The organism is Pseudomonas sp. KBS0707 (assembly GCF_005937945.2).
GTDB classification, from domain to species: domain Bacteria; phylum Pseudomonadota; class Gammaproteobacteria; order Pseudomonadales; family Pseudomonadaceae; genus Aquipseudomonas; species Aquipseudomonas amygdali.
The window spans coordinates 5,756,136-5,781,088 of the sequence record NZ_CP041754.1 but is presented as its reverse complement, the minus strand read 5'-3'; the positions used below and the strand labels follow the sequence as shown (position 1 = coordinate 5,781,088).

Sequence of the window (24,953 nt, the reverse complement as noted above, 5' to 3'; positions counted from 1 at the left end):
TCGTCCCTTGAGTCTGTTTCATCATCATCACGATCACGCCGACCACGATAGCCATGACAGTCACGGTCATGGCGGCCACGGCCATCATCACCATCATCATGGCGCGACCGGTCCGGCAGCGTTCCCTTGGCGACGGGCAAGCCTGGCGGCGGTGCTGATCGCCTTCGCGATTGCGGCGGCGAGCCTGGTGCAGGTGCGCTCGGGTGAAGCGACCGTCGTCACCCGCTTCGGCAATCCTTCCCGCGTTCTGCTCGACCCGGGCCTTAACTGGCGCTGGCCCGCACCGTTCGAAGCGACCATTCCGGTGGATCTGCGTCTGCGTACCACATCCAGCGGTTTGCAGGATGTCGGCACCCGAGACGGCTTGCGCATCATCGTTCAGGCCTATGTGGCGTGGCAGGTACAGGGCGATGCCGACAACGTGCAGCGCTTCATGCGCGCGGTACAAAACCAGCCCGACGAAGCAGCCCGGCAGATCCGCACCTTTGTCGGCTCGGCGCTGGAAACCACCGCGAGCAGTTTCGACCTGTCCAGCCTGGTGAACACCGACGCCAACAAGGTGAATATCACCGCGTTTGAAAATCAGTTGCGTCAGCAGATCGATCAGCAACTGCTGGCGACCTATGGCGTTCGTGTTCTGCAGGTAGGCGTAGAACGACTGACCTTGCCGTCGGTGACGCTCAACGCCACCGTGGATCGCATGCGCGCCGAGCGCGAGACCATCGCCACCGAGCGGACCGCCGTGGGCATGCGTGAAGCGGCGCAGATTCGTTCGGCAGCCGAGCGCGACGCGCGCATTGTCGAGGCCGATGCCACGGTCAAGGCGGCCGATATCGAAGCGCAATCCCGTGTTGAAGCCGCGCAGATCTATGGCCGCGCCTATGCGGGTTCGCCGCAGCTCTACAACCTGCTGCGCTCGCTGGACACACTGGGCACCATCGTGACGCCGGGTACTCGCCTGATACTGCGCACCGACGCCGCGCCATTCCGCGTGCTGGTCGATGGCCCGCCAACGCTGGACGGCAAGAGCGGAACGCAGCCATGAGCCAACCGGTCGACGAGCCCGTAACGCAACGACCGCCTGCCAATAGCCCATGGTTGCAGGCGAGCCGACTGGCGTTCATCGGACTGTATGGCGTGACCCTGCTGGCTGCGCTTGCCTGGGCGACGTCCAACGTGCGCCAGATCGATCCGCAGAACCGTGCCGTGGTCATGCGCTTCGGCGCGCTCGAGCGGGTGCAGAACGCAGGATTGCTGACCGCCTGGCCGCAGCCGTTCGAGCAGGTAGTGCTGCTGCCCTCGGCTGATCGGGTGATCGAGCGACGGGTGGAAACCTTGCTGCGCTCGCCAGCGGCACTGAAAGCCGATGAAATCGCGACCCTGTCGGCGCCAATGAGCGATGCTCTGGCGGGTTCTGGCTTTCTGCTGACCGGTGATGCCGGTGTGGTGCAGCTGGACGTCACCGTGTTCTACAAAGTGACTGACCCCAACGCCTTCGTATTGCAGGGCGATCATGTATTGCCCGCACTGGACCGGCTGGTCAATCGCAGCGCTGTGGCGCTGACGGCGGCGCGGGATCTGGACACCATTCTGGTTGCCCGTCCCGAGCTGATCGGTGCTGACAGCCAGGCCGCCGAGCGCCGTGAGCGGCTGCGTGGCGATCTGGTGCGCGGCATCAATCAGCGTCTGGCCGAGCTGAAGGCGACCGGCATGGGCATCGGTGTCGAGGTCGCTCGGGTGGATGTGCAGTCGAGCCTGCCGACCTCGGCGGTCAACGCGTTCAATGCTGTGCTGACGGCCAGTCAGCAGGCCGATCAGGCCGTGGCCAACGCGCGCACGGAGGCCGAAAAGCTGACCCAGACCGCCAATCAACAGGCCGACCGAACCCTGCAAGTGGCGCATGCACAGGCGTCCGAGCGTCTGGCCAAGGCGCAGTCGGCTACTGCAACGGTTGTCAGCCTGACCCAATCAGCCGAAACCCGCAGCGACCCCGGCCTGATGCAACGTCTCTACCGTGAACGCGTACCGGTCATTCTGCATCAGGCGGGTTCGGTGACCACGGTCGATCCCAAAGACGATTCCCGCCTGATCATTCAGGGAGCACCACAATGAGTGGCGAAGCCGTTCACACCCATCACGCCATCAAACCGCAAGCGGATGGCAGCCTGCTGAGCAACGCAGAGCAGCGTAGCGCAGCCCGGCAATTGACCCTCGCGATGCTGGCGCTGGGCCTGTTGGCATTGGGTCTGGTCTGGCGTTTTTTCGCTCCGGAACAGGCAGGTGTCAGCCAATTGCTGTTGGGCGCTGCCTCGCTGCTGGTGGCGATACCTGTGATCAGCGCCGGTTGGCACAGCCTGCGGCATCCAAGCCTGCATGGCATCACCGATCAGTTGATCGCGCTGGCGATGCTCGGTGCCTGGGCCACTGGCGATCTGATGACCGCCGCCTTGCTGCCGATCATCATGATCTTTGGCCATGTGCTGGAAGAGCGCAGCGTGATCGGCTCGCAGGAAGCCATCGAAGCGCTGGGTCGTCTGACCCGCAGCCAGGCACGTTTGCTGGGGCCTGATGGTAATATTCGCGAGGTCGACAACGCAACGCTCAAGGCTGGCGATCAGGTTGAAGTGCGTGCAGGTGACCGGGTCCCGGCGGATGGTCGGGTTCTTTCCGGGCAGGCCAGTCTGGACACTTCATCGATTACCGGCGAGTCTGTGCCGCTGGAAGCCAGTATCGGCATCGAAGTGTTTGGCGGGGCGATCAACCTGGACGGGCTGCTGCGTATCGAAGTGACCCGCATCGGCGATGAGTCCACGCTGGGCAAGGTCATCGCGCTGATGCAGAGCGCGGAGCGTTCCAAGCCGCCGATCACACGCCTGCTGGAACGCTACGCAGGCAGCTACATGGTGCTGGTTTTGCTGATCGCGGCGCTGACCTGGTTTATCACTCAGGACGCTCAGGCGATGCTGGCGGTGCTGGTGGCTGCCTGTCCCTGCGCACTGGTGCTTTCAGCTCCGGCCACGGCTATCGCCGGTATCGCAGTCGCCGCACGGCACGGCATTTTGATCCGCAGTTCGGCGTTTCTCGAAGAACTGGCTGACCTGAACTCACTGGTTGTGGATAAAACCGGCACCCTGACCTATGGCCGACTGCGCTTGCAGTCGGTGCAGGCTGAAGGGCCGCAGCATCCGCAATTGCTCGAACTGGCGGCCAGCCTGGGGGCGGCCAGCAGTCACCCGGTCAGCCGTGCATTGGCCGGGCTTCTGGATAACACTCGGCTGCTGCAGTTGCTGGACACCCGTGAGCGGCAGGGACTGGGTGTGGTGGCGTCCACCGGGCAGGGTGAGGCAGCGCTGGGCCGTCCGGAATTGTTCGAGCAGTTGGGCATTGTCACCCCCGGCGTACCTGCACATGACGGCCCGCTGGCCGGGTTGTCGCTGGATGGCGTTTTCCTGGCCTGGCTGCTGCTGGCCGACAGCGTCAAGCCTGAAGCGCAGGCTGCGCTGTTTGAATTACGTGAGCTGGGCATGGGACGGCAGTTGCTGTTGACCGGCGACCGACAAAGTGTGGCCGACAACCTGGCACACGATATCGGCATAGCAGACGTCCAGGCGCAGGCATTGCCGGAGGACAAACTGAACCGTGTCATGGGCGAGATCGCCAGTGGCTTCCGGCCGATGGTGGTCGGCGATGGGGTCAACGATTCGCTGGCTCTCAAGGCAGGCGTGGTCGGCGTCGCGATGGGGGCGGGCGGGGCGGACATTGCCCTGGCTTCCGCCGATATCGTGCTGATCGGCAGCGATCTGCGTCGTCTGGGCACCTGTGTGCGGCTCAGCCGTCAGTGCCGTCAGACCTTACAGGTCAACGTGATCATCGGTCTGGGCTGGACGCTGGCCATCGTTGCGCTGGCCGCCTTTGGTCTGCTCGGCGCTGCCGGCGCGATGGTCGCAGCTATCCTGCACAATCTGAGCACCTTGTTGGTGTTGGGCAATGCTGGACGTCTGCTGCGCTTTCAGGAGCCATTGCTGAAGCTCTAGGCCTTTCGTGAGCGACAATGCTCAAGCCAGCGGCGCTGATCAGCGCTATAAAACGGCTTGAGCTTTGACGAATTCTGTTACAAATTAAGCGCTGTGTTTCAGTGCGTGATCCAAATTCAGGCTGTCTTTCGGCTCGAATCAGTGGGCACAGGGCTGTTCCCCGAAGTTGATTCATTGCAGTTTTGCCGTCGCCAATAGCCTTTGCGGGCCCTTTTGCGGGGCCCTTGCTGGATTACTCTTTTTGAGTTTCTGGATAAGGGGGTGATTTTGATGCTTACACAACTTCCAACGACCTTGCAGAACCTTCATCTGCCGTTACGGCTCAAGCTCTGGGACGGCCATCAGATGGACCTGGGGCCTGCGCCCAGCGTCACGATAGTGGTCAAGGACCCGCAACTGGTCTCCGATTTCAACCACCCCAGCCTGGGCTTGCTCGGCAGTGCCTTCGTAGAGGGGCGGCTGGAGCTGGAAGGTTCGATCAGCGAAGTTGTACGGGTTTGCGATGAACTGACTCATGCCCTTGTGGATGATGACGACAGCACCGACAACCCGATCCGCGTCCAGCATGACAAGGACACTGACGCCGCGTCGATTGCCTACCATTACGACGTATCCAACGACTTCTACCAGCTCTGGCTCGACAAAGAGATGGTCTACTCCTGCGCGTACTTCAAGACCGGTGACGAATCGCTCGAGCAGGCGCAGCAGGATAAATTCCACCACCTGTGCCGCAAGTTACGGCTCAAGCCAGGTGAGTATCTGCTGGACGTGGGGTGCGGCTGGGGCGGACTGGCGCGGTTTGCCGCTCGCGAATATGGCGCGAAGGTTTTCGGCATCACGCTCAGCGAGCAACAACTGACGCTGGCCCGTCAACGAGTGCAGGCCGAGGGCTTGCAGGACAAGGTCGACCTGCAACTGCTCGACTACCGCGACCTGCCGCAGGATGCGCGCTTCGACAAGGTGGTCAGCGTCGGTATGTTCGAGCACGTAGGGCACGCTAACTTGCCGTTGTATGCGCAATGCCTGTTCGGTGCGGTGAAGGAGGGCGGCCTGGTCATGAATCACGGGATCACCGCCCGGCATACGGACGGGCGTCCTGTCGGGCGCGGTGCCGGGGAGTTCATCGACCGCTATGTATTCCCCAACGGCGAGCTGCCGCACGTGGCCATGATCAGCGCCCATATCAGTGAAGCCGGGCTGGAAATAGTCGACGTGGAAAGCCTGCGCCCGCACTACGCCAGAACGCTGGAACACTGGAGCGCGCGGCTTGAATCAAGGCTCGGCGAAGCCGCCCGTATCGTGCCCGAACATACCCTGCGCATCTGGCGTCTGTACCTGGCGGGCTGCGCCTATGGATTCGCCAAGGGCTGGATCAACCTGCACCAGATACTCGCCGTGAAGCCCTTTGCCGATGGCAAGACCGGGTTGCCGCTGACGCGGGAGGATATTTATGGATGAGACTTATCTGTTGTTCCCGCTCATGCGCGTTGAGTGAGCAGGGGCGTCACAGAATCGGCGAAATCAGCCGCGCCACGCGCATACCCAGTTGATGCAGGCGCCGCGTTTCGTGGCTTTCCTGCACGGATATTTCGCGGGCGAGGTTGAAGTCGGCAGTGAGCATGGATTCCACCTGGCTGGAGAAGTCGCTGTCGACCGTCAGTAGCATCAGTTCGAAGTTGAGGCGGAACGAGCGGTTGTCGAGGTTTGCGCTGCCTATGGCAGTGATGTCGTTGTCGACCAGCACGACCTTCTGGTGCAGGAAGCCTGGTTCGTAACGGAATACCCGCACGCCGGCACGCACGGCATCGAAAGCGTACAGGCTGGAGGCGGCATAGACCACATAATGATCAGGCCGTGAGGGCAGCAGCAGGCGCACATCCACCCCGCGCAGTACCGCCAGGGTCAGCGCAGCGGTCACGGCTTCGTCAGGTATGAAGTAAGGGCTGGTGATCCATACGCGCTCTTCGGCAGCGTGGATGGCTTCGACGAAGAACAGCGAGCAGGTTTCCTGCGCATCGGCCGGGCCACTGGTCAGCAACTGGCAGAGCACACCATCCTCGGGAAACTCATCAGGCAGGCTCAATGGTGGCAGCTCGCGGGTGGCCCAGAACCAGTCTTCGGCGAACGACTCCTGCAGGCAGGCGACCACCGGGCCGATGACTTCTACATGGGTATCGCGCCAAGGTGCCAGCGGCGGCTTCAGCCCCGTGTATTCATCACCGACGTTATGCCCGCCCATGTAGCCTTTCAGGCCATCGACGACGACGATCTTGCGGTGGTTGCGGAAGTTGATCTGAAAGCGATTCAGCCAGCCGCCACGTGTGGCAAAGGCTTTTATCTGCACGCCACCGTCGCGCAATTTGTCGATGTAAGCCCCCGGCAATGCGTGGCTACCGATCCGGTCATAAAGGACAAAGATGCCTACGCCCTCGGCGGCTTTTTCCAGTAGCAGTGTTTGCAGCTGGCGACCGAGGTTGTCGTCATGAATGATGAAGAACTGAATCAGGATTGTCTTTTTCGCCTCACGGATGGCTTTGAAGATCGCTCCGAAGGTTTCCTCACCATTAATCAATAACCTGACTTTGTTATTGGCCAGTGCAGGCATGTTTCCCAACTTGGGCATGGCGCGCAACGCTGCATAGGCATCCGAGCGACGTGCTGCCACAGCTTCCTCGATCCACGGCCGCCAGTTGAGGCTGCCAATCGCAATGCGCATTTCCTGGTTGGCCTGGCGACGCGCCTTGATGTACGCGTCGAACGAGCTTCTGCCGAACACCAGATAAGGCAGCAGGGTGAAATACGGAATGAACAGCAGCGGCATCGCCCAGGCAATCGCACCTTGAGAGGTACGCACCGTCAGCAGCGCGTGAATAGCGGCGCCTGTGCCCAGCAAATGAATGAAGCCGAGGACATAACCGAAAAAGTACGGGTCGTGATAATCCATGTGGAACAATGCTCCTCGTCTTTGCTGCCTAACAGACCACAGCTGAACGGGAATGTCGCTATTTTATTACCCATGCAACTGGGCGACGTCTGTGCCGTCTAAGGCTTATCTTCCGGCTGGATGATTCCGGCCCCGTTTACATCTGCAATCGTCCATCAGGAATCTTGAAATGAACAAACGCATATTGGCCTGGATGTTTTGCCTGGCTACCCCCCTGGCTCAAGCGCAGATGCTGCAACCCGGCTTGTGGGAACTGACGTCGAGCAATATGAAGGTGGACGGACAGCAATTGCCGGACATGCAATTGATGCACGGCCAATTGCAGAATCTGCCGCCTGAGCAGCGCGCCATGATGGAACAGATGATGAAGAAGCAGGGCGTGTCGCTCGGCGGCAAGGGCGTGAGAGCCTGCCTGACACAGGCTCAGGTACAGTCTGACAACATTCCGCTGACTGATCCGGCTTCCGGATGCACGCAAAAAATTACCGCGCGAAATGGCAAGACCTGGAATTTTCAGTTTAGCTGCCCGAAAGCTCAGGGCACCGGGCAGGCGCAGTTCCTTAGTGATCGTGAGTTCACCACAAACGTGGTAGGTACTTTCAATGCCACTGGTCAGCAACAGAATGGCAGCATGGACACTCGCGCTGTATGGCTGGGGCCACAGTGCGGCAATGTCGCCCCGCGTACCTGATCAAATTCAGAGGGTTATGTTCCACGTGGAACACTCTGTCTGAAGGCGGTGATTTTTTGTCACGTTGGCGAGGTGCCAGATGACGGAATCTTCATGAAGGGCTTCATCTTTCGTCCGTAACTGCATGTTATATTGTTACTAATGATGTGGATGAACCCTTCGTGAGCCGGGATGCTCAATTTGCTCTTTGAGATGTTCCATGCACCGACGCCAAGTGTTGCTCAACATGCTGCTGGCCAGTGCGGCTCTGACGTTGCCGTTGGGTGCCTATGCCACACAGATTCGTAACGCCCGCCTGTGGCGTACCAACGACAAGCTGCGCCTGGTCCTCGACCTTAGCGGCCCGGTGCAGTACAAAACTTTCACGCTTACCGCCCCCGACCGTCTGATCATCGATGTCAGCGGTTCGCGGCTGACCGGCGACTTCAGCCAGCTGGCGCTGGACCGTACCGTTATCAAATCCATTCGCTCCGGGCACTACGGCCAGGGTGACGACACGCGCATCGTGCTGGACCTGACCGCGCCAGTGCAGCTCAATAGTTTCCTGCTCGGCCCGGAAGGTGGGCAGGGGCACCGGCTGGTGTTGGACATGAGTTCCACGGCCCATGCGCCCGTGCAGATGGCTGAGCTGCCGCCACCGGTGCCCGTCCCGATCCAGACCAACAAGGCGCACACCGGACGCGACATCATGGTGGTGGTCGATGCCGGTCATGGCGGCAAGGATCCGGGGGCTGTAGGTTCTCGGGGTGAACGCGAAAAAGATGTGGTGCTTTCCATCGCGCAGTTGCTGGCCAAACGCCTGAAGCGCGAGAAGGGTTTCGACGTGCGTCTGGTGCGCAACGATGACTTCTTCGTACCGCTGCGCAAGCGCGTCGAGTTCGCGCACAAGTCCAACGCCGACATGTTTATCTCCGTACATGCCGACGCAGCGCCTCGTCTGACGGCCTCTGGTGCTTCGGTGTTTGCCCTTTCCGAAGGCGGTGCAACCTCGGCAACGGCGCGTTTCATGGCGCAGCGGGAAAACGGTGCCGATTTGTTGGGTGCCTCGTCGCTGCTCAACCTCAAGGACAAGGACCCGATGCTCGCCGGGGTGATTCTCGACATGTCGATGAACGCTACCATTGCAGCCAGCCTGCAACTGGGCCACACCGTTCTCGGCAGTCTGGAAGGCATTACCACGTTGCATCAGAAGCGTGTCGAGCAGGCCGGGTTTGCCGTGCTCAAGTCACCGGACGTACCGTCGATTCTGGTCGAAACCGGGTTTATCTCCAACAGTCGAGACAGTCAGCGTCTGGTCACAGCTCGCCATCAGCAGGCCGTTGCAGACGGCTTGTTCGATGGCCTGCAGCGCTATTTCCAGCGCAACCCGCCAGTGGATTCGCACATGGCCTGGCTGCAAGCGCAGAAGCAGGAACAGCAGGTCTGAGCAGGTCAACGGCAGCCGTTCAGCCGGCTGCAGGTGATCTTGCTACGCGTACCGCTTGAGCTGGACACCCGCGTGATTGTTGTCCAGCCCACGCGCTGGACAGTGCCTACCCAGGCTTCGCCATTGGAAGCCAGCCCGGTAAAAAACGTCAGCTGACCATAGCGACTGTTGGTCTGCGTCCAGCGGCGCTTATCGAGTACCTCGTAACCCTTCAACCAGGTCGTCGATCCGGCGGTGGTCACGCTGTAGCTATTGCCTTGGGCATCGCTGCACGCCAGCACCGTCGCGCTACGCGTACAGGTGGCGAGGTCGGCAGAAGGCCTGGGTGGTGCTGCCATCAAGTGCGCGCTGATCAACATCGCCACCAAACCTGTTGAAACCCGTCTCATGAAGATCCCTTCACCAACGCCGTAGCTATTATGTGTTGTTATACTATAGCATCTCAGTGTGATTAGAGCCGGCTGCCTGAGGGATTCGTTGCAGCCGACATGAACAAGGTTCAAGCCTTGCAGCTGCCTGGAGAATCCTGATGGCAAATCTTCTACCCGTTACCGTTCTGTCCGGTTTTCTAGGGGCCGGTAAAAGCACTTTACTCAATTATGTGCTGCGCAATCGTGAAAACCTGCGGGTTGCCGTAATAGTCAACGATATGAGTGAGATCAATATCGATGGCAGCGAAGTTCAGCGCGATGTCAGCCTGAACCGTGCCGAAGAAAAGCTGATCGAGATGAGCAATGGCTGCATCTGCTGCACCTTGCGCGAGGACTTGCTCGAAGAGGTCAGTCGTCTTGCTCAGGACGGTCGTTTTGACTATTTATTGATCGAATCCACTGGAATCTCCGAACCACTGCCAGTGGCCGAGACCTTCACTTTTCGTGACGAAGCTGGCAAAAGCCTGATGGATCTGGCGCGTCTGGACACCATGGTCACCGTCGTCGATGGCGTGAATTTTCTGCTCGACTACGAAGCGGCGGACGGCTTGTCCACACGCGGTGAAAGCCTGGGTGAGGACGATGACCGCTCGATTACCGACCTGCTGATCGAGCAGATCGAATTTGCCGACGTCATCCTGCTCAGCAAGATCGACCTGATTAGCTCCAGTGAGCGCGAAGAGCTGATGGCGATCCTGAAGCGCCTCAACCCCGAAGCCGAGATTGTGCCGATGGTGATGGGCCAGGTGCCGTTGGCGACGATTCTCAACACCGGGCGTTTTGACTTCCAGCGCGCGTCTCAGGCCCCGGGCTGGCTCAAGGAAATGCGCGGCGAACACACGCCGGAAACCGAAGAGTACGGCATAGCATCAACTGCCTATCGTGCCCGGCGCCCGTTCCATCCGGAGCGTTTTTTCAATTTCATCAATCGCCCATGGACCAATGGCAAACTGCTGCGCTCCAAAGGCTTCTTCTGGCTGGCCAGCAAATACAAGGATGCAGGTAGCTGGTCGCAGGCGGGCGGCTTGATGCGCCAAGGTTTTGCCGGACGCTGGTGGCGCTTCGTGAACCGTGAAAGCTGGCCAGAGGACAGAGAAAGCGTCAAATCCATTCTGGAGAACTGGTCGACTGAAACCGGTGACTGCCGTCAGGAACTGGTGTTCATCGGTCAGAACATCGATTTTGAACGGCTGACCGCCGAGCTGGATAACTGCCTGCTCACTGATGCGGAAATGGAGGCGGGTGTCGAGCGCTGGCGCACGCTGGCCGATCCTTTTGGCGACTGGTACGAAGAAGAGGTGGCTGCCTGATGCTGGCCTATCGTTTGAATGACAAGAACGCCGTTCGTCAGGCACACGGCGGCACGCCTGAGGTATTGAGCGAGATCCTCCAGGATGACGTCAACCTTGCGGTCTGGCAGCGTCAGCTGCCTGCGCACATCGAAGATTTCGGTGCCTTGTTGCTGTCGATGGGCGAGCCCCTTGCCGAGTCCATGCCCCTGCAAGTAAGGGGGGGTGAAGTCGAGCCTGACCTGACCACGCTGGCTCGGGGATATTCCGATTTGCAGGGATATCAGGGTTTCATTGCCGACGTTTCCTGGCTGGTCAGCGCTTATGCCTGTCTGCTGGGTGCCGAGTGCGTTGGCCTGCGCCTGCGGGTGCTCGATAAAGCCATGTGCCCGCGTTTCCATGTCGACCATGTGCCGGTGCGCCTCATCACCACTTACGGCGGGGTGGGTAGCCAGTGGCTGCATGAAGACGTCATGGACCGCAAACAACTCGGTCGCCTCGATGCCGAGCCCACCAATGCCGCCGACATCCAGCAGATCAACAGCGGGGAAGTGGCGTTGCTCAAGGGTGAACGCTGGCACGGTAACGAAGGCTTCGGTTTGATCCATCGCTCGCCGCAACTGCTGCGTAACGAGCGCAGGTTGATTCTGACGCTGGACTGGCTGGACTGAAGCTTTATTCAGGCGTTACCCATTGCCCCTTGCTCTGGCCTTCACAGAAGGGCTTGAGGTACAGCGCGTCACGGGCGACCCCGTAATAGTGAATGTGCTCGCGATACGGCAGATTGGCGACCTGCGCATTGCGACAGACACCGAAGGCACCTGCCGGGCACTGTTGCGAGTAGGTCGTTTCGGTCTTCTGCCCGGCCAGTTGTGGCTTGCAGAAGCTGTCGTGGAACAGGTCTGCCGGGATATTGATATTTTCCTGGCAGACTTTCACATCCAGCCTTTCGGCTTGGCTGTGGACCAGACACGCCTCGGCCCACGCCGTACCCGAACTCACCGCCAGCAGCGTCAGTGCCAGGCGGACGGGCAGCCACATCACTTGCATCATTACCCTTCCTTGCTCTTCAATGACCCACGCATTCGTCAAAAGTGATCCCATGCTGCAAAACATACCGACGCATGTCATCGGTGGCCCGCTGGGCGCCGGCAAGACCAGCCTGATCAAACGCCTGCTGGCGCAGAAACCCGCCCATGAACGCTGGGCCGTGTTAATCAATGAGTTCGGGCAGATCGGTCTGGATGCCGCCCTGCTGACCACGGATGCCGATGGTATCGCACTTGGCGAAGTGGCTGGCGGCTGCCTGTGTTGCGTCAATGGCGTGCCGTTCCAGATCGGTCTGGGGCGGTTGTTGCGCAAGGCCCGGCCTGATCGTCTGCTGATCGAGCCTTCGGGGTTGGGTCATCCTGCTCAACTCATGGCGCAATTGCGCGAGGCGCCCTGGCGCGGCGTCCTGAATGTTCAGCCCGGCGTGGTGGTGCTGGACGCGCAAGCAATGCTCGCCGGACAACCGTTGCCGAGCACTCAACAGGAAGCACTGGCGGATGCAGGGCTTGTGGTCATGAACAAGTCCGAGCAACTGGATGAAGTCTCTCGCTTGGCATTGGCCGAACAGTTGCTGCCGCACGCTTTGATCTGGACCCGATACGGGGAGCTGCACCCGAGCCAGATACCGGGGTTCAACGCCGCTGCCATTGTGGATAAACAGGCTGTGGATAAGTTGATGCTGCCCAACAGAGTTGGCCAGTTGCCTGCGCTATGGGTCGACCCGAAGGTACCGATCTGCCTGATTCAGACCAGTGCTGAAAGCTGGAGCATCGGCTGGCGCTGGCATCCCTCGCAGCGCTTCGACCTGCAGTGCATTCTGTACTGGCTGGAAAGCATTGAGTGGCGGCGGGCAAAGATGGTTATCCACAGCGAAGGCGGCTGGTATTCCGGGAATGTGGTCGACGGTGCTCCGCTGGCCTGGCAAATCAGCGAATGGCGTCAGGATTCACGTCTGGAATTGATCTTTTCCACCGATCAGGATGTGGATAAGTTGCAGGCGCAGATGGTGGAGTGTCTGGCGTGATGCGCCGCTTGCTCGCGAAGGCGACCCTTCAAACGCCCTCTTTTCGGGGGCTTTGACGCCCTCTTCGCGGGCAAGCTCGCTCCCACAACGATTTGCATTTAACCAGCCGCTACTGCTTCCATTTCTGATGCGATTGACGCCACTCGCTCATTTGAATAATTTCAGCGCTGGGTGGTGGCGTCTTGATTTCAAACGGGTAGGGTGCCAGTTCGATTTGCGCAGTGTGCGCGCCGAACATGGTGATCGTGCCAGGGTGACGCTGCTCGCCGGTCACCGTGAACTCGAAGCCATACACGCGGGCCAGGCGCTTGCGACCCTGAGCGTCGAGGGCAAAGGTCAGGCGGCGCAGGGCAACGGCGTCGTCCAGCAGTTGCAGCTCAAGGCGTGCACAATGCTGCTTGACGCGCGCCAGCGCTTTCTCTCGCAGACCATGGGCGTGCCACCACCAGGCCGCAGCACTTGCGAACAGCATCAGCACGAAGATGTTTCCCAGGGTCAGCATGACGGAGTGCTCCAGCGTAGGAGTTACCAGCTTAACTGCCCTGAGTGATTTACAGCCATACTGCGCAACTTATATTTCTCATTATTGCATTTGCATCGTGTTCAGGATTCCGCCCCCAATGAAACGTACGCCTCACTTGCTCGCTATCCAGTCCCATGTGGTATTCGGCCACGCCGGCAACAGCGCAGCGGTGTTCCCGATGCAGCGTATCGGGGTCAATGTCTGGCCGCTCAATACGGTTCAGTTTTCCAACCACACGCAATACAAGCAGTGGACAGGCGAAGTGCTGGCCCCGCAGCAGATTCCCGCGCTGATCGAGGGGATAGCCGCCATCGGCGAACTGGGCAACTGTGATGCCGTGCTGTCCGGGTATCTGGGCAGTGCGGCGCAGGGCAGGGCGATTCTGACCGGCGTGGCGCGCATCAAGGCTGCCAATCCGAAGGCGCTGTACCTGTGCGACCCGGTGATGGGCCATCCTGAAAAAGGCTGCATCGTTGCGCCTGAAGTCAGCGACTTCCTGCTGCAAGAGGCTGCGGCCATGGCTGATTTCATGTGCCCCAATCAACTGGAGCTGGACAGCTTCTCTGGCCGCAAGCCCGAATCGCTGGCCGACTGCCTGGCGATGGCGCGGGCTTTGTTGGCGCGTGGCCCCAAAGCGGTTGTCGTCAAACACCTTGATTACCCCGGCAAGGCTGCCGACGGCTTTGAAATGCTGTTGGTGACCGCCGAGGCAAGCTGGCACCTGCGCCGCCCGCTATTGGCATTTCCACGCCAGCCGGTCGGTGTGGGGGATCTGACGTCCGGGTTGTTTCTGTCACGCATTTTATTGGGCGACGATCTGGTCGCAGCGTTCGAATTCACCGCAGCGGCAGTCCACGAAGTGTTGCTGGAAACGCAGGCTTGCGGCAGTTACGAGCTGGAACTGGTGCGCGCTCAGGATCGCATCGCGCACCCACGGGTGAAGTTCGACGCTGTGCGTCTGTAACCTTCAGATGCAACCGAGGGCTCAGGCATCCATGTCTGAGCCTGTCCCTTGCAAGGCTTCTTCCTTGATGTCCTGATAACGCTTTTCCAGTTCCTGACGAATCTGGCGGCGTTGTTGCGCCTGAATGAAACGACGCTTGCCTTCCGGGGTTTCCGGTTCCAGAGGCGGTACGCTGGCGGGTTTGCGATTGTCGTCCACGGCAACCATGGTGAAAAAGCAGCTGTTGGAATGGCGTACCGAGCGCTCGCGGATGTTTTCGGTGACCACCTTGATGCCCACCTCCATGGACGTGTTGCCGGTGTAATTGACCGACGCAAGGAAGGTCACCAGTTCGCCGACATGCACCGGCTCGCGAAAAATCACCTGGTCCACCGACAGCGTTACCACATAGCGTCCGGCGTAGCGGCTGGCACACGCGTAGGCCACTTCGTCCAGGTACTTGAGCAACGTACCGCCGTGTACATTGCCAGAGAAGTTGGCCATGTCCGGGGTCATCAATACAGTCATCGACAGCTGGGCGTTTCCGGGTTCCATAGCGTACTCACACGGTCAAGGTGTTCAAGGGGCGCCTATGCTGGCGCTCAATGGGGCTTGCAGTTATCGGGACGCTGGCCAGCAGGCGGCCGTCACGCGTCATAACTATCTGTTTCCATATATTGCACCGGCTTTATGTCGAAGGGGGCGGTGTTAACCTGCAAAAACCCGTGGATCGGGAATTTTCCTACGCTTTCATCCGATTTTGATGGCGCAATTACCCGCCGACGCTGTTGCAAGAACAGCGCCAGCGGTTTTGGGAGTCATCACCCACAAGGAGCCGTACCCCCATGCATGCCATCAATTTCATTCAGGACCTGGCAGTAATCATGCTGGTGGCCGGCGTGGTGACCATCCTTTTTCACCGTCTCAGGCAGCCAGTGGTGCTCGGTTATATCGTGGCGGGCTTCATTATCGGTCCGCATACACCACCGGTCAGCCTGATTCACGATGAGGACACCATCAAGATTCTGGCCGAGCTGGGAGTGATTTTCCTGATGTTCTGCCTGGGGCTGGAATTCAGCCTGCGCAAGTTGTTCAAGGTCGGCGCGACGGCGTTCATCGCGGCTTTCCTGGAAATTGCCCTGATGATCTGGATCGGCTACGAGATCGGCCAGTTCTTTGGCTGGAAAACCATGGACTCGCTGTTTCTCGGCGCGATTCTGGCGATCTCTTCCACCACCATCATCGTCAAGGCGCTCAACGACCTGAAGATGAAGAACCAGCATTTTGCCCAGTTGATCTTCGGTGTGCTGATCGTCGAAGACATTCTCGGCATCGGCATTATTGCGCTGTTGTCCGGCATCGCAGTCAGCGGCTCCGTCAGTTCGGGGGAAGTGTTTTCCACGGTCGGCAAATTGTCGCTGTTCATGATCGTAGCGCTGGTGATCGGGATTCTGCTGGTGCCCCGTTTGCTGTCTTATGTCGCCAGGTTCGAAAGCAATGAAATGCTGTTGATTACCGTGCTGGGCCTGTGTTTCGGCTTCTGTCTGCTGGTGGTCAAGCTGGAATACAGCATGGTGCTGGGCGCGTTCCTGATCGGCGCTATCATGGCCGAGTCGCGTGAGCTGCTGAAAATCGAGCGATTGATAGAACCGGTTCGCGACATGTTCAGTGCAATCTTTTTTGTCGCCATCGGTTTGATGATCGACCCGAAAATCCTGCTGGAATATGCCTGGCCGATTGCAGTCATCACTGTCGCTGTGGTGCTGGGCAAAATGCTGTCTTGCGGCCTTGGGGCGTTTATCGCCGGCAATGACGGTCGCACCTCATTGCGCGTGGGGATGGGGCTGTCACAAATTGGCGAGTTCTCCTTCATCATCGCGGCGCTGGGCATGACCCTGCAGGTCACCAGCGACTTTCTCTACCCGGTGGCAGTGGCGGTATCAGCCATTACTACTTTGCTGACGCCCTATCTGATTCGCGGTGCTGATCCGCTGTCACTCAAGCTGGCGTCGATAATGCCCCGGCGGGTTGCGCGGGTGTTCGGCATGTACGGTGAATGGCTGCGCAGCATTCAGCCACAAGGGCAAAGTGCAGTGCTTGCCGGAATGATCCGGAGGATTCTGCTACAGGTCGGGGTCAATCTGGCGCTGGTAATGGCGATTTTCTTCAGCGGTGGTTACTTTGCCGAGCGTCTTGGCGGATACATGGACGAATGGGTGGCCGATGTCAGTCACCAGAAAGCCTGGATCTGCGGCGCGGCGTTGCTGCTGTCGCTGCCGTTTCTGATTGCGGCGTATCGCAAGCTCAAGGCACTGTCGATGCTGCTGGCGGAGATGGGCGTCAAACCCGAGATGGCGGGCCGACATACCGTGCGGGTGCGCAAGGTCGTGGCGGAAGTGATTCCGCTGTTGTCGCTGGTGGTGATTTTCGTGATGTTGGCAGCATTGTCGGCAAGCATTCTGCCTGCCAACGAATTGCTGCTGGTCATCGCCCTGATTGCCGCTCTGGTTGCGGCGCTGCTCTGGCGCTGGCTGATCCGCGTGCATACGCGGATGCAGATCGCGCTGCTGGAGACGCTGGGCAATAATCAGGAATCGTCCGGGCATTGAGCCCGGCGATTACCTTACAGTCTTTACCAAACGGGGTGTCTCAGCTTTCCAGCCAGACATCCCGAGCCCAGTGCCAGACTGACTCCCAGCTTTCCTCGGTGACCAGTTCCTCTTCGGCGGACCACAGCACGACCGTGCCGTCTTCCTCGACGCAGTAGTAGTCGTCGCCGTCCTGGCAGATCGGAATCAGCTCGCGCGGCACGCCCAGATCCCAGGCCGTGGCGGCCACGTCCGGCAAATAGGTGTGCGACTGCGGATCGGTCACGGTGACGGGCTCAAGGCTGCCGTACACCACATCGCTGACCGTCAGGAGAAACTCTTTGAAGACGAACGGAATATTGATGAACAGTTGTTCTTCAATTTCGACCAGTTGGTCTTCGTCTGGCAGCTCAAGCGGAACCGGGACCGGTTCGTTTGCTTCACGCAGTTGTTCGATGACTTCTTCCACGACACAGATCCTCTCACTTGATGGCGCGGGTTATACAGTAGCGTAAAGCCTTTCTCAAAATAACTATCCGAACGGATAAGCAAAAACCCCGGACATGTCCGGGGTTCTGAACGCGAGAAAGGAATCTGGTTCAACCGTTCTGGCGAATTCCTGCTACCAGCCACGGCTGGTTATCACCCTGTGGGCGCTCCATATTCCAGCTTTCGCTGAACACTTCGCCCTGGTCGAAGCGCGACGACTTGGACACGCCCGAGAAGGTCAGGGTAGCGATGGTCTTGTCGGCGCGATCATCCACACCGTCCAGTTGAACCTGGAGGTTGTCGATGTAGGTCGACTGAAAGCCATCGCCCAGGTCCGCACGTTCCTTTTTCAGGAACTGCAGCATTTGCGGGGTAACGAACTCGGCGATCTTGTCCATTTCGTTGGCGTCCCAGTGCTGCTGCAGCGACTGGAAGTGGCCACGAGCGGCTTCCAGAAAGCGCTCTTCGTTGAACCAGGCCGGGGCGTTGATCACTGGCGCAGCGGAGGCCGGTGAGGAACTGCCGAAGATCGGGTTCTGCGCAGGCTGGCTGCTTTCACGCTGGTACGGTGCACCGGCAGCAGCCATTTTCGGCTGTTGCTGCTGACGACGACGCGCAATGAAGCGGAAGATCAGGAAGGCGATGAGGCCCATGATCAGGATGTCGAACAGTTGCAGGCCATTGAAGCCGTCACCCATGAACATCGACGCGAGCAGGCCACCGGCAGCGATACCGGCCAATGGGCCCAGCCAGCGCGAGGCACCGCTTGCCGCAGGAGCAGGACGGCCAGCAGCGTTAGGTGCAGCCGCCGGAGTGGAGGGTGCGGTCTGGCGTGCCTGATGCGTAGGCGCGGAGCCCATGCTCTTGCCGCCACCGAAACGCGCGGCGTTCACATCCAGGCTCATGGTGAGCCCGATGCACAGCGCCATCGCGATGCTTAAAAAACGTTGCATAAGGGTATTCCCGTTTTGTGATTGCACGCGCGCCATGTTGCACAGCAGATGACTACATGACCAGCGCGTTAGTGTTTCGGACTTTTACATAAATAGCGTAGGACTTTTCAGCGCGCTTCGTAAGACTTGTGATTAGCCCCACGCACCGAGGTTATACACAGGTCTTGGAACGCCCGGAATAAATGGCCCCTGTGCTTCTGCCCGAAGGGCGTGGGAGCGAACTTGTTCGCGAAAAGGTCTTTATAATCGCCGAAAATGCATCGACTGAAACAGCGCCTTCGCGAGCAATCTCGCTCCCACGGCCTGCGGCCAGAATCAAAAGCGGACTAATGCATGACGCCGAGCGCGGGAACAAGAACTGGCACCGCGCCCAACCCCTGAGCGCTACAACGGCACCAGCTTCGCATAGCCCATCATCAGCCACTTGCTGCCTTCGGCGAAGTTGACTTGCACCCGTGCCTGAGCGCCAGCGCCCTCGAAGTTGAGGATCACGCCTTCGCCGAACACCGCATGCTGTACGCGCTGGCCCATGGCGAACTCGGTTTCCGGAATGCCGGTGCCGTTGAACAGGCTGCTGCTGTTGAACTTCGGAGTGCCACCGAACGGGCGACTCACGCTGTTGGACAGGCGCACTTCCTGGATCAGCGCCGGCGGAATCTCGCGTACGAAACGCGAGACCTTGTTGTAGGTTTCGCTGCCGTACAGACGACGCGTTTCGGCGTAGGTCATCACCAGCTGTTTCATGGCGCGGGTGATGCCGACATAAGCCAGACGTCGCTCTTCTTCCAGGCGCCCCGGCTCTTCCAGACTCATCTTGTGCGGGAACAGCCCTTCCTCCATGCCCACCAGGAACACATGCGGAAACTCCAGGCCCTTGGCGCTGTGCAGGGTCATCAGCTGAATGCTGTCTTCATGCTCCTGCGCCTGGGTGTCGCCGGCCTCCAGTGAGGCATGCCCCAAAAACGCTGCAAGTGGCGTCAGGTCTTCTTCGCTTTCGTGATTCTCGAAAGCACGGGCCGCGCTGACCAGTTCCTCAAGGTTTTCTACCCGCGCCTGGCCTTTCTCGCCTTTTTCCTGCTCGTGATAGGTGATCAGCCCGGACTGCTCGATAACCGTCTGGGTCATCAGGTGCAGCGGCATCTCCATGGCCTTCGCCGACAGGTTCTCGATCAGCTCGATGAACCCGCCCAGGGCCGTGGCGGCGCGGCCGGTCAGGCCCTTGTTGGCGACCAGCAGGCGCATGGCTTCCCACATGGAGACGTCGGCATGACGCGCATGCTCGCGAATCGCTTCGACGGTTTTTTCGCCGATGCCGCGAGCCGGAACGTTGATCACCCGCTCCAGCGCTGCATCGTTGCCACGACCTTCCAGCAAGCGCATATACGCCATCGCGTTCTTGATTTCGGCACGTTCGAAGAAGCGCTGCCCGCCGTAAATGCGGTATGGAATACGTTCGCGCAGCAGGGCTTCTTCCAGCACCCGCGACTGGGCGTTGGAACGGTACAGAATGGCGATGTCGTTGCGCGAGATGCCGGTTTTCAGCGCGCTTTCGATGGTCTCGACCACATAGCGCGCCTCATCGTGTTCGTTGAAAGCGGCATACAGGTTGATCAGCTCGCCATCGCCGACGTCAGTCCACAACTCCTTGCCCAGGCGGCCGCTGTTATTGACGATCAAGCCGTTGGCAGCCTTGAGAATGCTCGCTGTGGAGCGGTAATTCTGCTCCAGACGGATGACTTCGGTGTCCGGGAAGTCAGACGAATACTGGTGGATGTTCTCGATCTTCGCGCCACGCCAGCCGTAAATGGACTGATCGTCATCGCCGACCACCATCAGGCTGTCGCCGCCCTGAGCGAGCAGACGCAGCCACGCGTATTGCACGGCGTTGGTGTCCTGGAATTCATCCACCAATACATGGCGGAAACGACGCTGATAATGCGCGAGCAAACCCGGATTATCGCGCCACAGGTCGAGTGCGCGCAGCAGCAGTTCGGAGAAGTCGATGACGCCAGCCCGCTGACAGGCGACCTCGTAGGCTTCGTAGACACTTTTCATGGTGGTCAGGAACAGATCGCCGCTGGCCTGAATATGTTTCGGGCGCAGGCCTTCATCTTTCTGGCCGTTGATGAACCACTGGGCCTGACGTGCAGGCCAGCGTTGCTCATCCAGGCCCAGCTCGCGCATCACGCGTTTTACCAAGCGCTGCTGGTCATCGCTGTCGAGAATCTGGAAGGTCTGCACCAGCCCGGCTTCCTGCCAGTGCGCTCGCAGCAGGCGGTGGGCCAGACCGTGGAAGGTGCCCACCCACATGCCAGCAGGGCTGATGCCCATCAGCTGCTCGATACGGTGGCGCATTTCGGCGGCAGCCTTGTTGGTGAACGTCACCGACAGAACCGAATGCGGGGAGGCTTGCTCAACCTGCATCAGCCATGCGATGCGATGCACCAGCACACGGGTTTTGCCGGAGCCAGCACCAGCCAGGACCAACTGACGACCCAATGAGGCGGCTACGGCCTGACGTTGGGCATCGTTGAGGGAATTCAGAAGAAGAGAGAGATCATCGCGCATCCGCGCATTCTAGGGTGCTGCGTCATGCCGGGCAAACCATGCTTTGCGTCAGGCAATAAAAATGACCGGGTGCTGACGACCGGTCGTCGAGCGTTGCAGGGTCGAGCGCGGTCAGTCGACCTTGAAGATTGGCCATTCGCAGGCCAGGCGCAGGATTCCGCTTAATGTAGGATTATTCCCACAATTTTTTTCGATTCACCCATTCAGGGCCCGTGTAACAGGTTTCAGCGTCGTTTAACTGGGCGGTTTGCAGGTCATGTAGTATAACTACAAGAAAGCTACAACCCAGCCCATCTTCCTTTTGCCGAGTCTGCCCCTTGAATCTGCTGCAACACATCGCCCAGTCACGTAATTTGCTGCGCAAATCGGAGCTCAAGGTTGCCGATCATGTGCTGCTTGACCCTGCGGCTGTGATGCACAGTTCCATGGCGGATCTGGCGCACAGCGTCGGCATCAGTGAGCCGACCATCGTGCGGTTCTGCCGCGCCATTGGGTGCACCGGGTTTCAGGACCTCAAGCTCAAGCTGGCGCAGAGTCTGGCGGCGGGTGCGAGTTTCGGCCAGTTCGCGATTCACGAAGACGATTCGGTTGCTGACTACAGCCTGAAGATTTTCGACACTACCCTGCACACGCTGATGGAAGTGCGCGAAAACCTCGACCCCCATGCTTTACAGATGGCAGTCACGGCCATGGCTGGGGCCAATCGGGTCGAATTTTATGGGTTTGGCGCTTCCGGTGCAGTGGCTGCCGATGCGCAGCACAAGTTCTTTCGTTTGCTGCTGACCGCGGCAGCGTATTCCGACCCGCACATGCAGGCGATGTCGGCGGTCACGCTCAAGCCGACAGACGTCGCGGTATGCATTTCCCAGTCGGGGCGCTCAAAGGACTTGCTGATCACCGCAAATCTGGTCCGCGAGAGCGGCGCGACGCTGATTACCTTGTGCCCAAGTCAGACGCCGCTGGCCGAGCTGTCATCGGTCAATCTGGCCATCGATGTACATGAAGACACCGAAATCTACACGCCGCTGACGTCCCGTATCGCGCACCTGGTGGTGATCGATGTGCTGGCGATGGGCGTGGCAATGGCCCGCGGCCCGAGCCTGGTCAATCACCTCAAGAGCGTCAAGCGCAGCCTGCGCGGCTTGCGTCTGTCGCCGAAGTCGATAAAGACTCACGAAGACTGATCGCTCAACCGAGCGAAATTCATCGATCTGTCATCTGCATGCCGCCTGATTGTCACTGCCGCGCTCCATTCTGGTGCTCCCACAAAACGTATTGGGAGACAGGATATGGCTCGGCATTACGATGATTTACCTACCAGCACCGTGAAAACCCGCCGCCAGCAGGAAGACCAGCGCCGCATGGAGTTTCGTCGGGCTATTGAGAGCTACAGTGAAGCGCGTCAGCTTAATCAGGAGCTGTGTGACTACATGGATGGTATTGACAACGCTGTATGGCAGACTATCAAGTTGCCCGCGGTCGACCGTCGAAACGCTCGACAAGCTGGTTGATCTGCGCACGTTCGGTGCGGATGAACGCAAGAAAGGCATGTGCCACGGGTGAAAGGCGTTTGTCTCGGGCCTGAGCCACGCACCAGCTTCGATACAGCGGCAGCTCCGCCACGGGTAGCTCCACGAGAGCACCGGTGGCGAGTTCCTGGCAGACCGCATGCCGTGTCAGCATCGCCAGGCCCAGTCCGGCGACCACGCATTCACGTTGCGCCTCGCTGGAAGACACCTCCAGCGTCTGCGTGAAATGCACGCGTTTCTCTTTGAAGTACTCCTCGCAGGCCCGGCGTGTACCTGACCCCGTTTCCCGGGTCAGCAACGGCCAGGGCTCCAGGTCTTTCAAGTTCAGCGTCGCATGGCTGCTCAGCGGGTGGTCGGGTGGTGCTACGGCGACAATCGGGTTGTTGAGAAAGGGTAGAAACTCCAGACCCATATCCAGCGGAACCGCTGACATCACTACAAGATCATCGCGGTTGTCCGATAATCGCCTGATTATCTGTGCACGATTGACAACCATCAGGCTCAGGCTAACTTCCGGGTGCTGGCGTTTGAATGCAGCGAAAAGGTGAGGGATGAGATACTTGCAGCTGGATTCAATCGCCAGCTTCAACTGGCCTTGCAGCGAGCCCTGCATGTCCGAAAGCTGCATGTCGAGACTTTCCAGGCGTCCGAAAATATCCCGGCTGGCCAGTTGCAGTGCCTGCGCCGCCTCAGTCAGGTAGAGCTTTTTGCTGACGTATTCGAACAGCGGCTGGCCGATCAGCTCTTCAAGCTGGCGAATCTGCAGGCTGACGGCAGGCTGCGTCAGAGACATCTCTTCGGCTGCACGGCTGTATGAGCGCAGATCACATACTTCATTGAAAATACGCAGCTGACGCAATGTCATACGCATCAATGACTTACGCATTTATAAAAGCTTCCTGGGACGACAAGAAGCTTCAACTATAAGCTTTTGCTTATGCATGTCCCAACTTTTACTCATTTTTGTTAATCCTTGATTCGGCATAGGGTGTCCCTGCGGCATTCAGTCACATGCCCTGTTACAAAAACGGGTCGAGGAAAACGCCAGTGATAACAAAAATTCTGATCGCCAACCGCGGGGAGATTGCCGTCCGGATCGTGCGTGCCTGCGCCGAGATGGGTATTCGCTCGGTCGCGATCTTTTCCGACGCTGACCGGCATGCCCTGCATGTCAAACGTGCTGACGAAGCCTATAGCATTGGTGCCGAACCGTTGGCCGGTTACCTGAACCCGCGCAAGCTGGTGAATCTGGCGGTAGAGACGGGCTGCGATGCGCTGCATCCCGGTTATGGCTTTCTGTCGGAGAACGCCGAGCTGGCCGACATCTGTGCTGAACGTGGCATTAAGTTTATCGGTCCGTCCGCAGAAGTGATTCGTCGCATGGGCGACAAGACCGAAGCGCGGCGCAGCATGATCAAGGCCGGTGTGCCGGTTACGCCCGGCACCGAAGGCAACGTCGCGGACATCGACGAGGCGCTGGTCGAAGGCGAGCGTATTGGTTACCCGGTAATGCTCAAGGCCACCTCCGGGGGCGGCGGGCGCGGCATACGCCGTTGCAACAGCCGCGAAGAACTCGAGCAGGCCTTTCCCCGGGTGATTTCCGAAGCAACCAAGGCCTTTGGCTCGGCGGAAGTGTTTCTCGAGAAGTGCATCGTCAATCCCAAGCACATCGAAGCGCAGATTCTGGGTGACAGCTTCGGCAATGTAGTGCATCTGTTCGAACGCGACTGCTCGATTCAGCGCCGTAACCAGAAGCTCATCGAAATCGCCCCCAGCCCGCAACTGACTCCCGAGCAGCGTGCTTATATCGGTGATCTGTCGGTGCGTGCGGCCAAGGCTGTCGGTTACGAGAACGCAGGGACCGTGGAGTTTTTGCTCGCCGAGGGCGAGGTGTACTTCATGGAAATGAATACCCGGGTTCAGGTCGAGCACACCATCACCGAAGAAATCACCGGCATCGATATTGTTCGCGAGCAGATCCGTATTGCGTCCGGCCTGCCGCTGTCGATCAAGCAGGAAGACATCATTCACCGCGGTTTTGCCCTGCAATTCCGGATCAACGCCGAAGACCCGAAGAACAATTTCCTGCCCAGTTTCGGCAAGATCACCCGCTATTACGCGCCCGGAGGACCAGGCGTGCGCACCGATACGGCGATTTACACCGGCTACACCATTCCGCCGTTTTACGACTCGATGTGCCTGAAGCTGATCGTCTGGGCGCTGACCTGGGAGGAGGCGATGGACCGTGGCCTGCGTGCGCTGGATGACATGCGCCTGCAAGGAGTGAAGACCACGGCTGCCTATTACCAGGAAATTCTGCGTAACCCGGAATTTCGCAGCGGTGAATTCAACACCAGCTTTGTCGAGAGCCACCCCGAGCTGACCAATTATTCGATCAAGCGCAAACCCGAAGAGCTGGCTCTGGCCATCGCCGCCGCCATTGCCGCACACGCCGGTCTGTAAGGAATAGT

Annotated in this window: 23 protein-coding genes; 14 read left to right on the top strand and 9 right to left on the bottom strand. The window is 59.3% G+C overall.

Annotated features, from left to right (window positions below; translation table 11 throughout):
* Positions 1–7 precede the first annotated feature (7 nt).
* The 4 genes from hflC to cfaB all read left to right on the top strand — a co-directional run bounded on the left by hflC (position 8) and on the right by cfaB (position 5,492).
* Entirely contained in the window at positions 8–1,045 is a 1,038-nt protein-coding gene (gene hflC, locus FFH21_RS27895) for a protease modulator HflC (RefSeq protein ID WP_011169919.1), read from the top strand.
* The gene (hflK, locus tag FFH21_RS27890; protein ID WP_004659143.1) at positions 1,042–2,112 is read left to right on the top strand and encodes a protease modulator HflK; all 1,071 of its coding nucleotides are present in this window, start codon (positions 1,042–1,044) and stop codon (positions 2,110–2,112) included. Before hflC ends, hflK begins: the two co-directional genes overlap by 4 nt.
* Positions 2,109–4,034 carry a cation-translocating P-type ATPase gene (locus tag FFH21_RS27885; protein ID WP_011169918.1) on the top strand — a complete coding sequence of 642 codons (1,926 nt, stop codon included), beginning with the start codon at positions 2,109–2,111 and terminating at the stop codon, positions 4,032–4,034. Before hflK ends, FFH21_RS27885 begins: the two co-directional genes overlap by 4 nt.
* A gap of 270 nt (positions 4,035–4,304) precedes the next feature.
* Positions 4,305–5,492: a C17 cyclopropane fatty acid synthase CfaB gene (gene cfaB / locus FFH21_RS27880; protein ID WP_004659139.1), complete on the top strand. Its 1,188-nt coding sequence runs from the start codon at positions 4,305–4,307 to the stop codon at positions 5,490–5,492.
* A 46-nt stretch (positions 5,493–5,538) separates the two neighbouring features.
* Here the strand turns inward: cfaB and cls are convergent, their stop codons facing one another.
* Positions 5,539–6,978, bottom strand: coding sequence for a cardiolipin synthase (cls, locus tag FFH21_RS27875; RefSeq protein WP_004659137.1), 1,440 nt, complete (start codon positions 6,976–6,978; stop codon positions 5,539–5,541).
* 169 nt (positions 6,979–7,147) lie between these two features.
* Here cls and FFH21_RS27870 point away from each other — a divergent pair, with 169 nt between their 5' ends.
* The gene (locus FFH21_RS27870; RefSeq protein WP_011169917.1) at positions 7,148–7,669 is read left to right on the top strand and encodes a DUF3617 domain-containing protein; all 522 of its coding nucleotides are present in this window, start codon (positions 7,148–7,150) and stop codon (positions 7,667–7,669) included.
* Between the two features lie 199 nt (positions 7,670–7,868).
* Entirely contained in the window at positions 7,869–9,095 is a 1,227-nt protein-coding gene (locus FFH21_RS27865; protein ID WP_004666611.1) for an N-acetylmuramoyl-L-alanine amidase, read from the top strand.
* A 5-nt stretch (positions 9,096–9,100) separates the two neighbouring features.
* Here FFH21_RS27865 and FFH21_RS27860 read toward each other — a convergent pair whose 3' ends face one another.
* Entirely contained in the window at positions 9,101–9,484 is a 384-nt protein-coding gene (locus FFH21_RS27860) for a hypothetical protein (protein ID WP_016982157.1), read from the bottom strand.
* Positions 9,485–9,624: 140 nt separating this feature from the next.
* Here FFH21_RS27860 and zigA point away from each other — a divergent pair, with 140 nt between their 5' ends.
* Both zigA and FFH21_RS27850 read left to right on the top strand, forming a co-directional pair.
* Entirely contained in the window at positions 9,625–10,836 is a 1,212-nt protein-coding gene (gene zigA / locus FFH21_RS27855; RefSeq protein WP_011169914.1) for a zinc metallochaperone GTPase ZigA, read from the top strand.
* Positions 10,836–11,486 (top strand): DUF1826 domain-containing protein, encoded by a 651-nt coding sequence (locus FFH21_RS27850; RefSeq protein WP_002555926.1) that lies wholly within the window; start codon positions 10,836–10,838, stop codon positions 11,484–11,486. Before zigA ends, FFH21_RS27850 begins: the two co-directional genes overlap by 1 nt.
* Before the next feature lie 4 nt (positions 11,487–11,490).
* On the opposite strand, the gene FFH21_RS27845 is transcribed toward FFH21_RS27850, so the two are convergent.
* The gene (locus FFH21_RS27845) at positions 11,491–11,865 is read right to left on the bottom strand and encodes a hypothetical protein (RefSeq protein WP_004667160.1); all 375 of its coding nucleotides are present in this window, start codon (positions 11,863–11,865) and stop codon (positions 11,491–11,493) included.
* A gap of 52 nt (positions 11,866–11,917) precedes the next feature.
* Between FFH21_RS27845 and FFH21_RS27840 the strand changes: the two genes are divergently transcribed.
* The gene (locus tag FFH21_RS27840) at positions 11,918–12,889 is read left to right on the top strand and encodes a GTP-binding protein (protein ID WP_041924890.1); all 972 of its coding nucleotides are present in this window, start codon (positions 11,918–11,920) and stop codon (positions 12,887–12,889) included.
* A 109-nt stretch (positions 12,890–12,998) separates the two neighbouring features.
* Here the strand turns inward: FFH21_RS27840 and FFH21_RS27835 are convergent, their stop codons facing one another.
* Positions 12,999–13,391 (bottom strand): DUF3301 domain-containing protein, encoded by a 393-nt coding sequence (locus FFH21_RS27835; protein WP_004659125.1) that lies wholly within the window; start codon positions 13,389–13,391, stop codon positions 12,999–13,001.
* Positions 13,392–13,509: 118 nt separating this feature from the next.
* On the opposite strand from FFH21_RS27835, the gene pdxY reads away from it, so the two are divergent.
* Positions 13,510–14,376: a pyridoxal kinase PdxY gene (gene pdxY, locus FFH21_RS27830; RefSeq protein ID WP_004659124.1), complete on the top strand. Its 867-nt coding sequence runs from the start codon at positions 13,510–13,512 to the stop codon at positions 14,374–14,376.
* 21 nt (positions 14,377–14,397) lie between these two features.
* On the opposite strand, the gene FFH21_RS27825 is transcribed toward pdxY, so the two are convergent.
* Positions 14,398–14,910, bottom strand: coding sequence for an acyl-CoA thioesterase (locus FFH21_RS27825; protein ID WP_011169912.1), 513 nt, complete (start codon positions 14,908–14,910; stop codon positions 14,398–14,400).
* 290 nt (positions 14,911–15,200) lie between these two features.
* Here FFH21_RS27825 and FFH21_RS27820 point away from each other — a divergent pair, with 290 nt between their 5' ends.
* Positions 15,201–16,964 (top strand): cation:proton antiporter, encoded by a 1,764-nt coding sequence (locus tag FFH21_RS27820; protein WP_011169911.1) that lies wholly within the window; start codon positions 15,201–15,203, stop codon positions 16,962–16,964.
* Between the two features lie 40 nt (positions 16,965–17,004).
* Here the strand turns inward: FFH21_RS27820 and FFH21_RS27815 are convergent, their stop codons facing one another.
* The 3 genes from FFH21_RS27815 to uvrD form a co-directional block, all read right to left on the bottom strand.
* Positions 17,005–17,412 (bottom strand): SMI1/KNR4 family protein, encoded by a 408-nt coding sequence (locus FFH21_RS27815; RefSeq protein WP_004659120.1) that lies wholly within the window; start codon positions 17,410–17,412, stop codon positions 17,005–17,007.
* A 130-nt stretch (positions 17,413–17,542) separates the two neighbouring features.
* Positions 17,543–18,385: a Tim44 domain-containing protein gene (locus FFH21_RS27810; protein ID WP_004659118.1), complete on the bottom strand. Its 843-nt coding sequence runs from the start codon at positions 18,383–18,385 to the stop codon at positions 17,543–17,545.
* 384 nt (positions 18,386–18,769) lie between these two features.
* Positions 18,770–20,953: a DNA helicase II gene (gene uvrD, locus FFH21_RS27800; RefSeq protein ID WP_011169910.1), complete on the bottom strand. Its 2,184-nt coding sequence runs from the start codon at positions 20,951–20,953 to the stop codon at positions 18,770–18,772.
* A gap of 317 nt (positions 20,954–21,270) precedes the next feature.
* On the opposite strand from uvrD, the gene hexR reads away from it, so the two are divergent.
* Entirely contained in the window at positions 21,271–22,137 is an 867-nt protein-coding gene (hexR, locus tag FFH21_RS27795) for a transcriptional regulator HexR (protein WP_002555915.1), read from the top strand.
* Between the two features lie 141 nt (positions 22,138–22,278).
* The gene (locus FFH21_RS27790) at positions 22,279–22,464 is read left to right on the top strand and encodes a PA3496 family putative envelope integrity protein (RefSeq protein WP_004659112.1); all 186 of its coding nucleotides are present in this window, start codon (positions 22,279–22,281) and stop codon (positions 22,462–22,464) included.
* On the opposite strand, the gene FFH21_RS27785 is transcribed toward FFH21_RS27790, so the two are convergent.
* A complete protein-coding gene (locus tag FFH21_RS27785; RefSeq protein ID WP_041924683.1) occupies positions 22,418–23,368 on the bottom strand; it encodes a LysR family transcriptional regulator in 951 nt (316 codons plus the stop codon). The genes FFH21_RS27790 and FFH21_RS27785 overlap by 47 nt on opposite strands.
* Before the next feature lie 161 nt (positions 23,369–23,529).
* Here FFH21_RS27785 and FFH21_RS27780 point away from each other — a divergent pair, with 161 nt between their 5' ends.
* Positions 23,530–24,945 carry an acetyl-CoA carboxylase biotin carboxylase subunit gene (locus tag FFH21_RS27780; RefSeq protein WP_002555912.1) on the top strand — a complete coding sequence of 472 codons (1,416 nt, stop codon included), beginning with the start codon at positions 23,530–23,532 and terminating at the stop codon, positions 24,943–24,945.
* Positions 24,946–24,953 lie beyond the last annotated feature (8 nt).

Bases quoted from the DNA above. Each gene is read 5' to 3' on its own strand.
- hflK (WP_004659143.1), top strand. From the start codon at position 1,042: ATGAGCCAACCGGTCGACGAGCCCGTAACGCAACGACCGCCTGCCAAT.
- FFH21_RS27885 (WP_011169918.1), top strand. From the start codon at position 2,109: ATGAGTGGCGAAGCCGTTCACACCCATCACGCCATCAAACCGCAAGCG.
- cfaB (WP_004659139.1), top strand. From the start codon at position 4,305: ATGCTTACACAACTTCCAACGACCTTGCAGAACCTTCATCTGCCGTTA.
- cls (WP_004659137.1), bottom strand. From the start codon at position 6,978: ATGGATTATCACGACCCGTACTTTTTCGGTTATGTCCTCGGCTTCATT.
- FFH21_RS27870 (WP_011169917.1), top strand. From the start codon at position 7,148: ATGAACAAACGCATATTGGCCTGGATGTTTTGCCTGGCTACCCCCCTG.
- FFH21_RS27865 (WP_004666611.1), top strand. From the start codon at position 7,869: ATGCACCGACGCCAAGTGTTGCTCAACATGCTGCTGGCCAGTGCGGCT.
- FFH21_RS27860 (WP_016982157.1), bottom strand. From the start codon at position 9,484: ATGAGACGGGTTTCAACAGGTTTGGTGGCGATGTTGATCAGCGCGCAC.
- zigA (WP_011169914.1), top strand. From the start codon at position 9,625: ATGGCAAATCTTCTACCCGTTACCGTTCTGTCCGGTTTTCTAGGGGCC.
- FFH21_RS27850 (WP_002555926.1), top strand. From the start codon at position 10,836: ATGCTGGCCTATCGTTTGAATGACAAGAACGCCGTTCGTCAGGCACAC.
- FFH21_RS27845 (WP_004667160.1), bottom strand. From the start codon at position 11,865: ATGCAAGTGATGTGGCTGCCCGTCCGCCTGGCACTGACGCTGCTGGCG.
- FFH21_RS27840 (WP_041924890.1), top strand. From the start codon at position 11,918: ATGCTGCAAAACATACCGACGCATGTCATCGGTGGCCCGCTGGGCGCC.
- FFH21_RS27835 (WP_004659125.1), bottom strand. From the start codon at position 13,391: ATGCTGACCCTGGGAAACATCTTCGTGCTGATGCTGTTCGCAAGTGCT.
- pdxY (WP_004659124.1), top strand. From the start codon at position 13,510: ATGAAACGTACGCCTCACTTGCTCGCTATCCAGTCCCATGTGGTATTC.
- FFH21_RS27825 (WP_011169912.1), bottom strand. From the start codon at position 14,910: ATGGAACCCGGAAACGCCCAGCTGTCGATGACTGTATTGATGACCCCG.
- FFH21_RS27820 (WP_011169911.1), top strand. From the start codon at position 15,201: ATGCATGCCATCAATTTCATTCAGGACCTGGCAGTAATCATGCTGGTG.
- FFH21_RS27810 (WP_004659118.1), bottom strand. From the start codon at position 18,385: ATGCAACGTTTTTTAAGCATCGCGATGGCGCTGTGCATCGGGCTCACC.
- uvrD (WP_011169910.1), bottom strand. From the start codon at position 20,953: ATGCGCGATGATCTCTCTCTTCTTCTGAATTCCCTCAACGATGCCCAA.
- FFH21_RS27785 (WP_041924683.1), bottom strand. From the start codon at position 23,368: ATGCGTAAGTCATTGATGCGTATGACATTGCGTCAGCTGCGTATTTTC.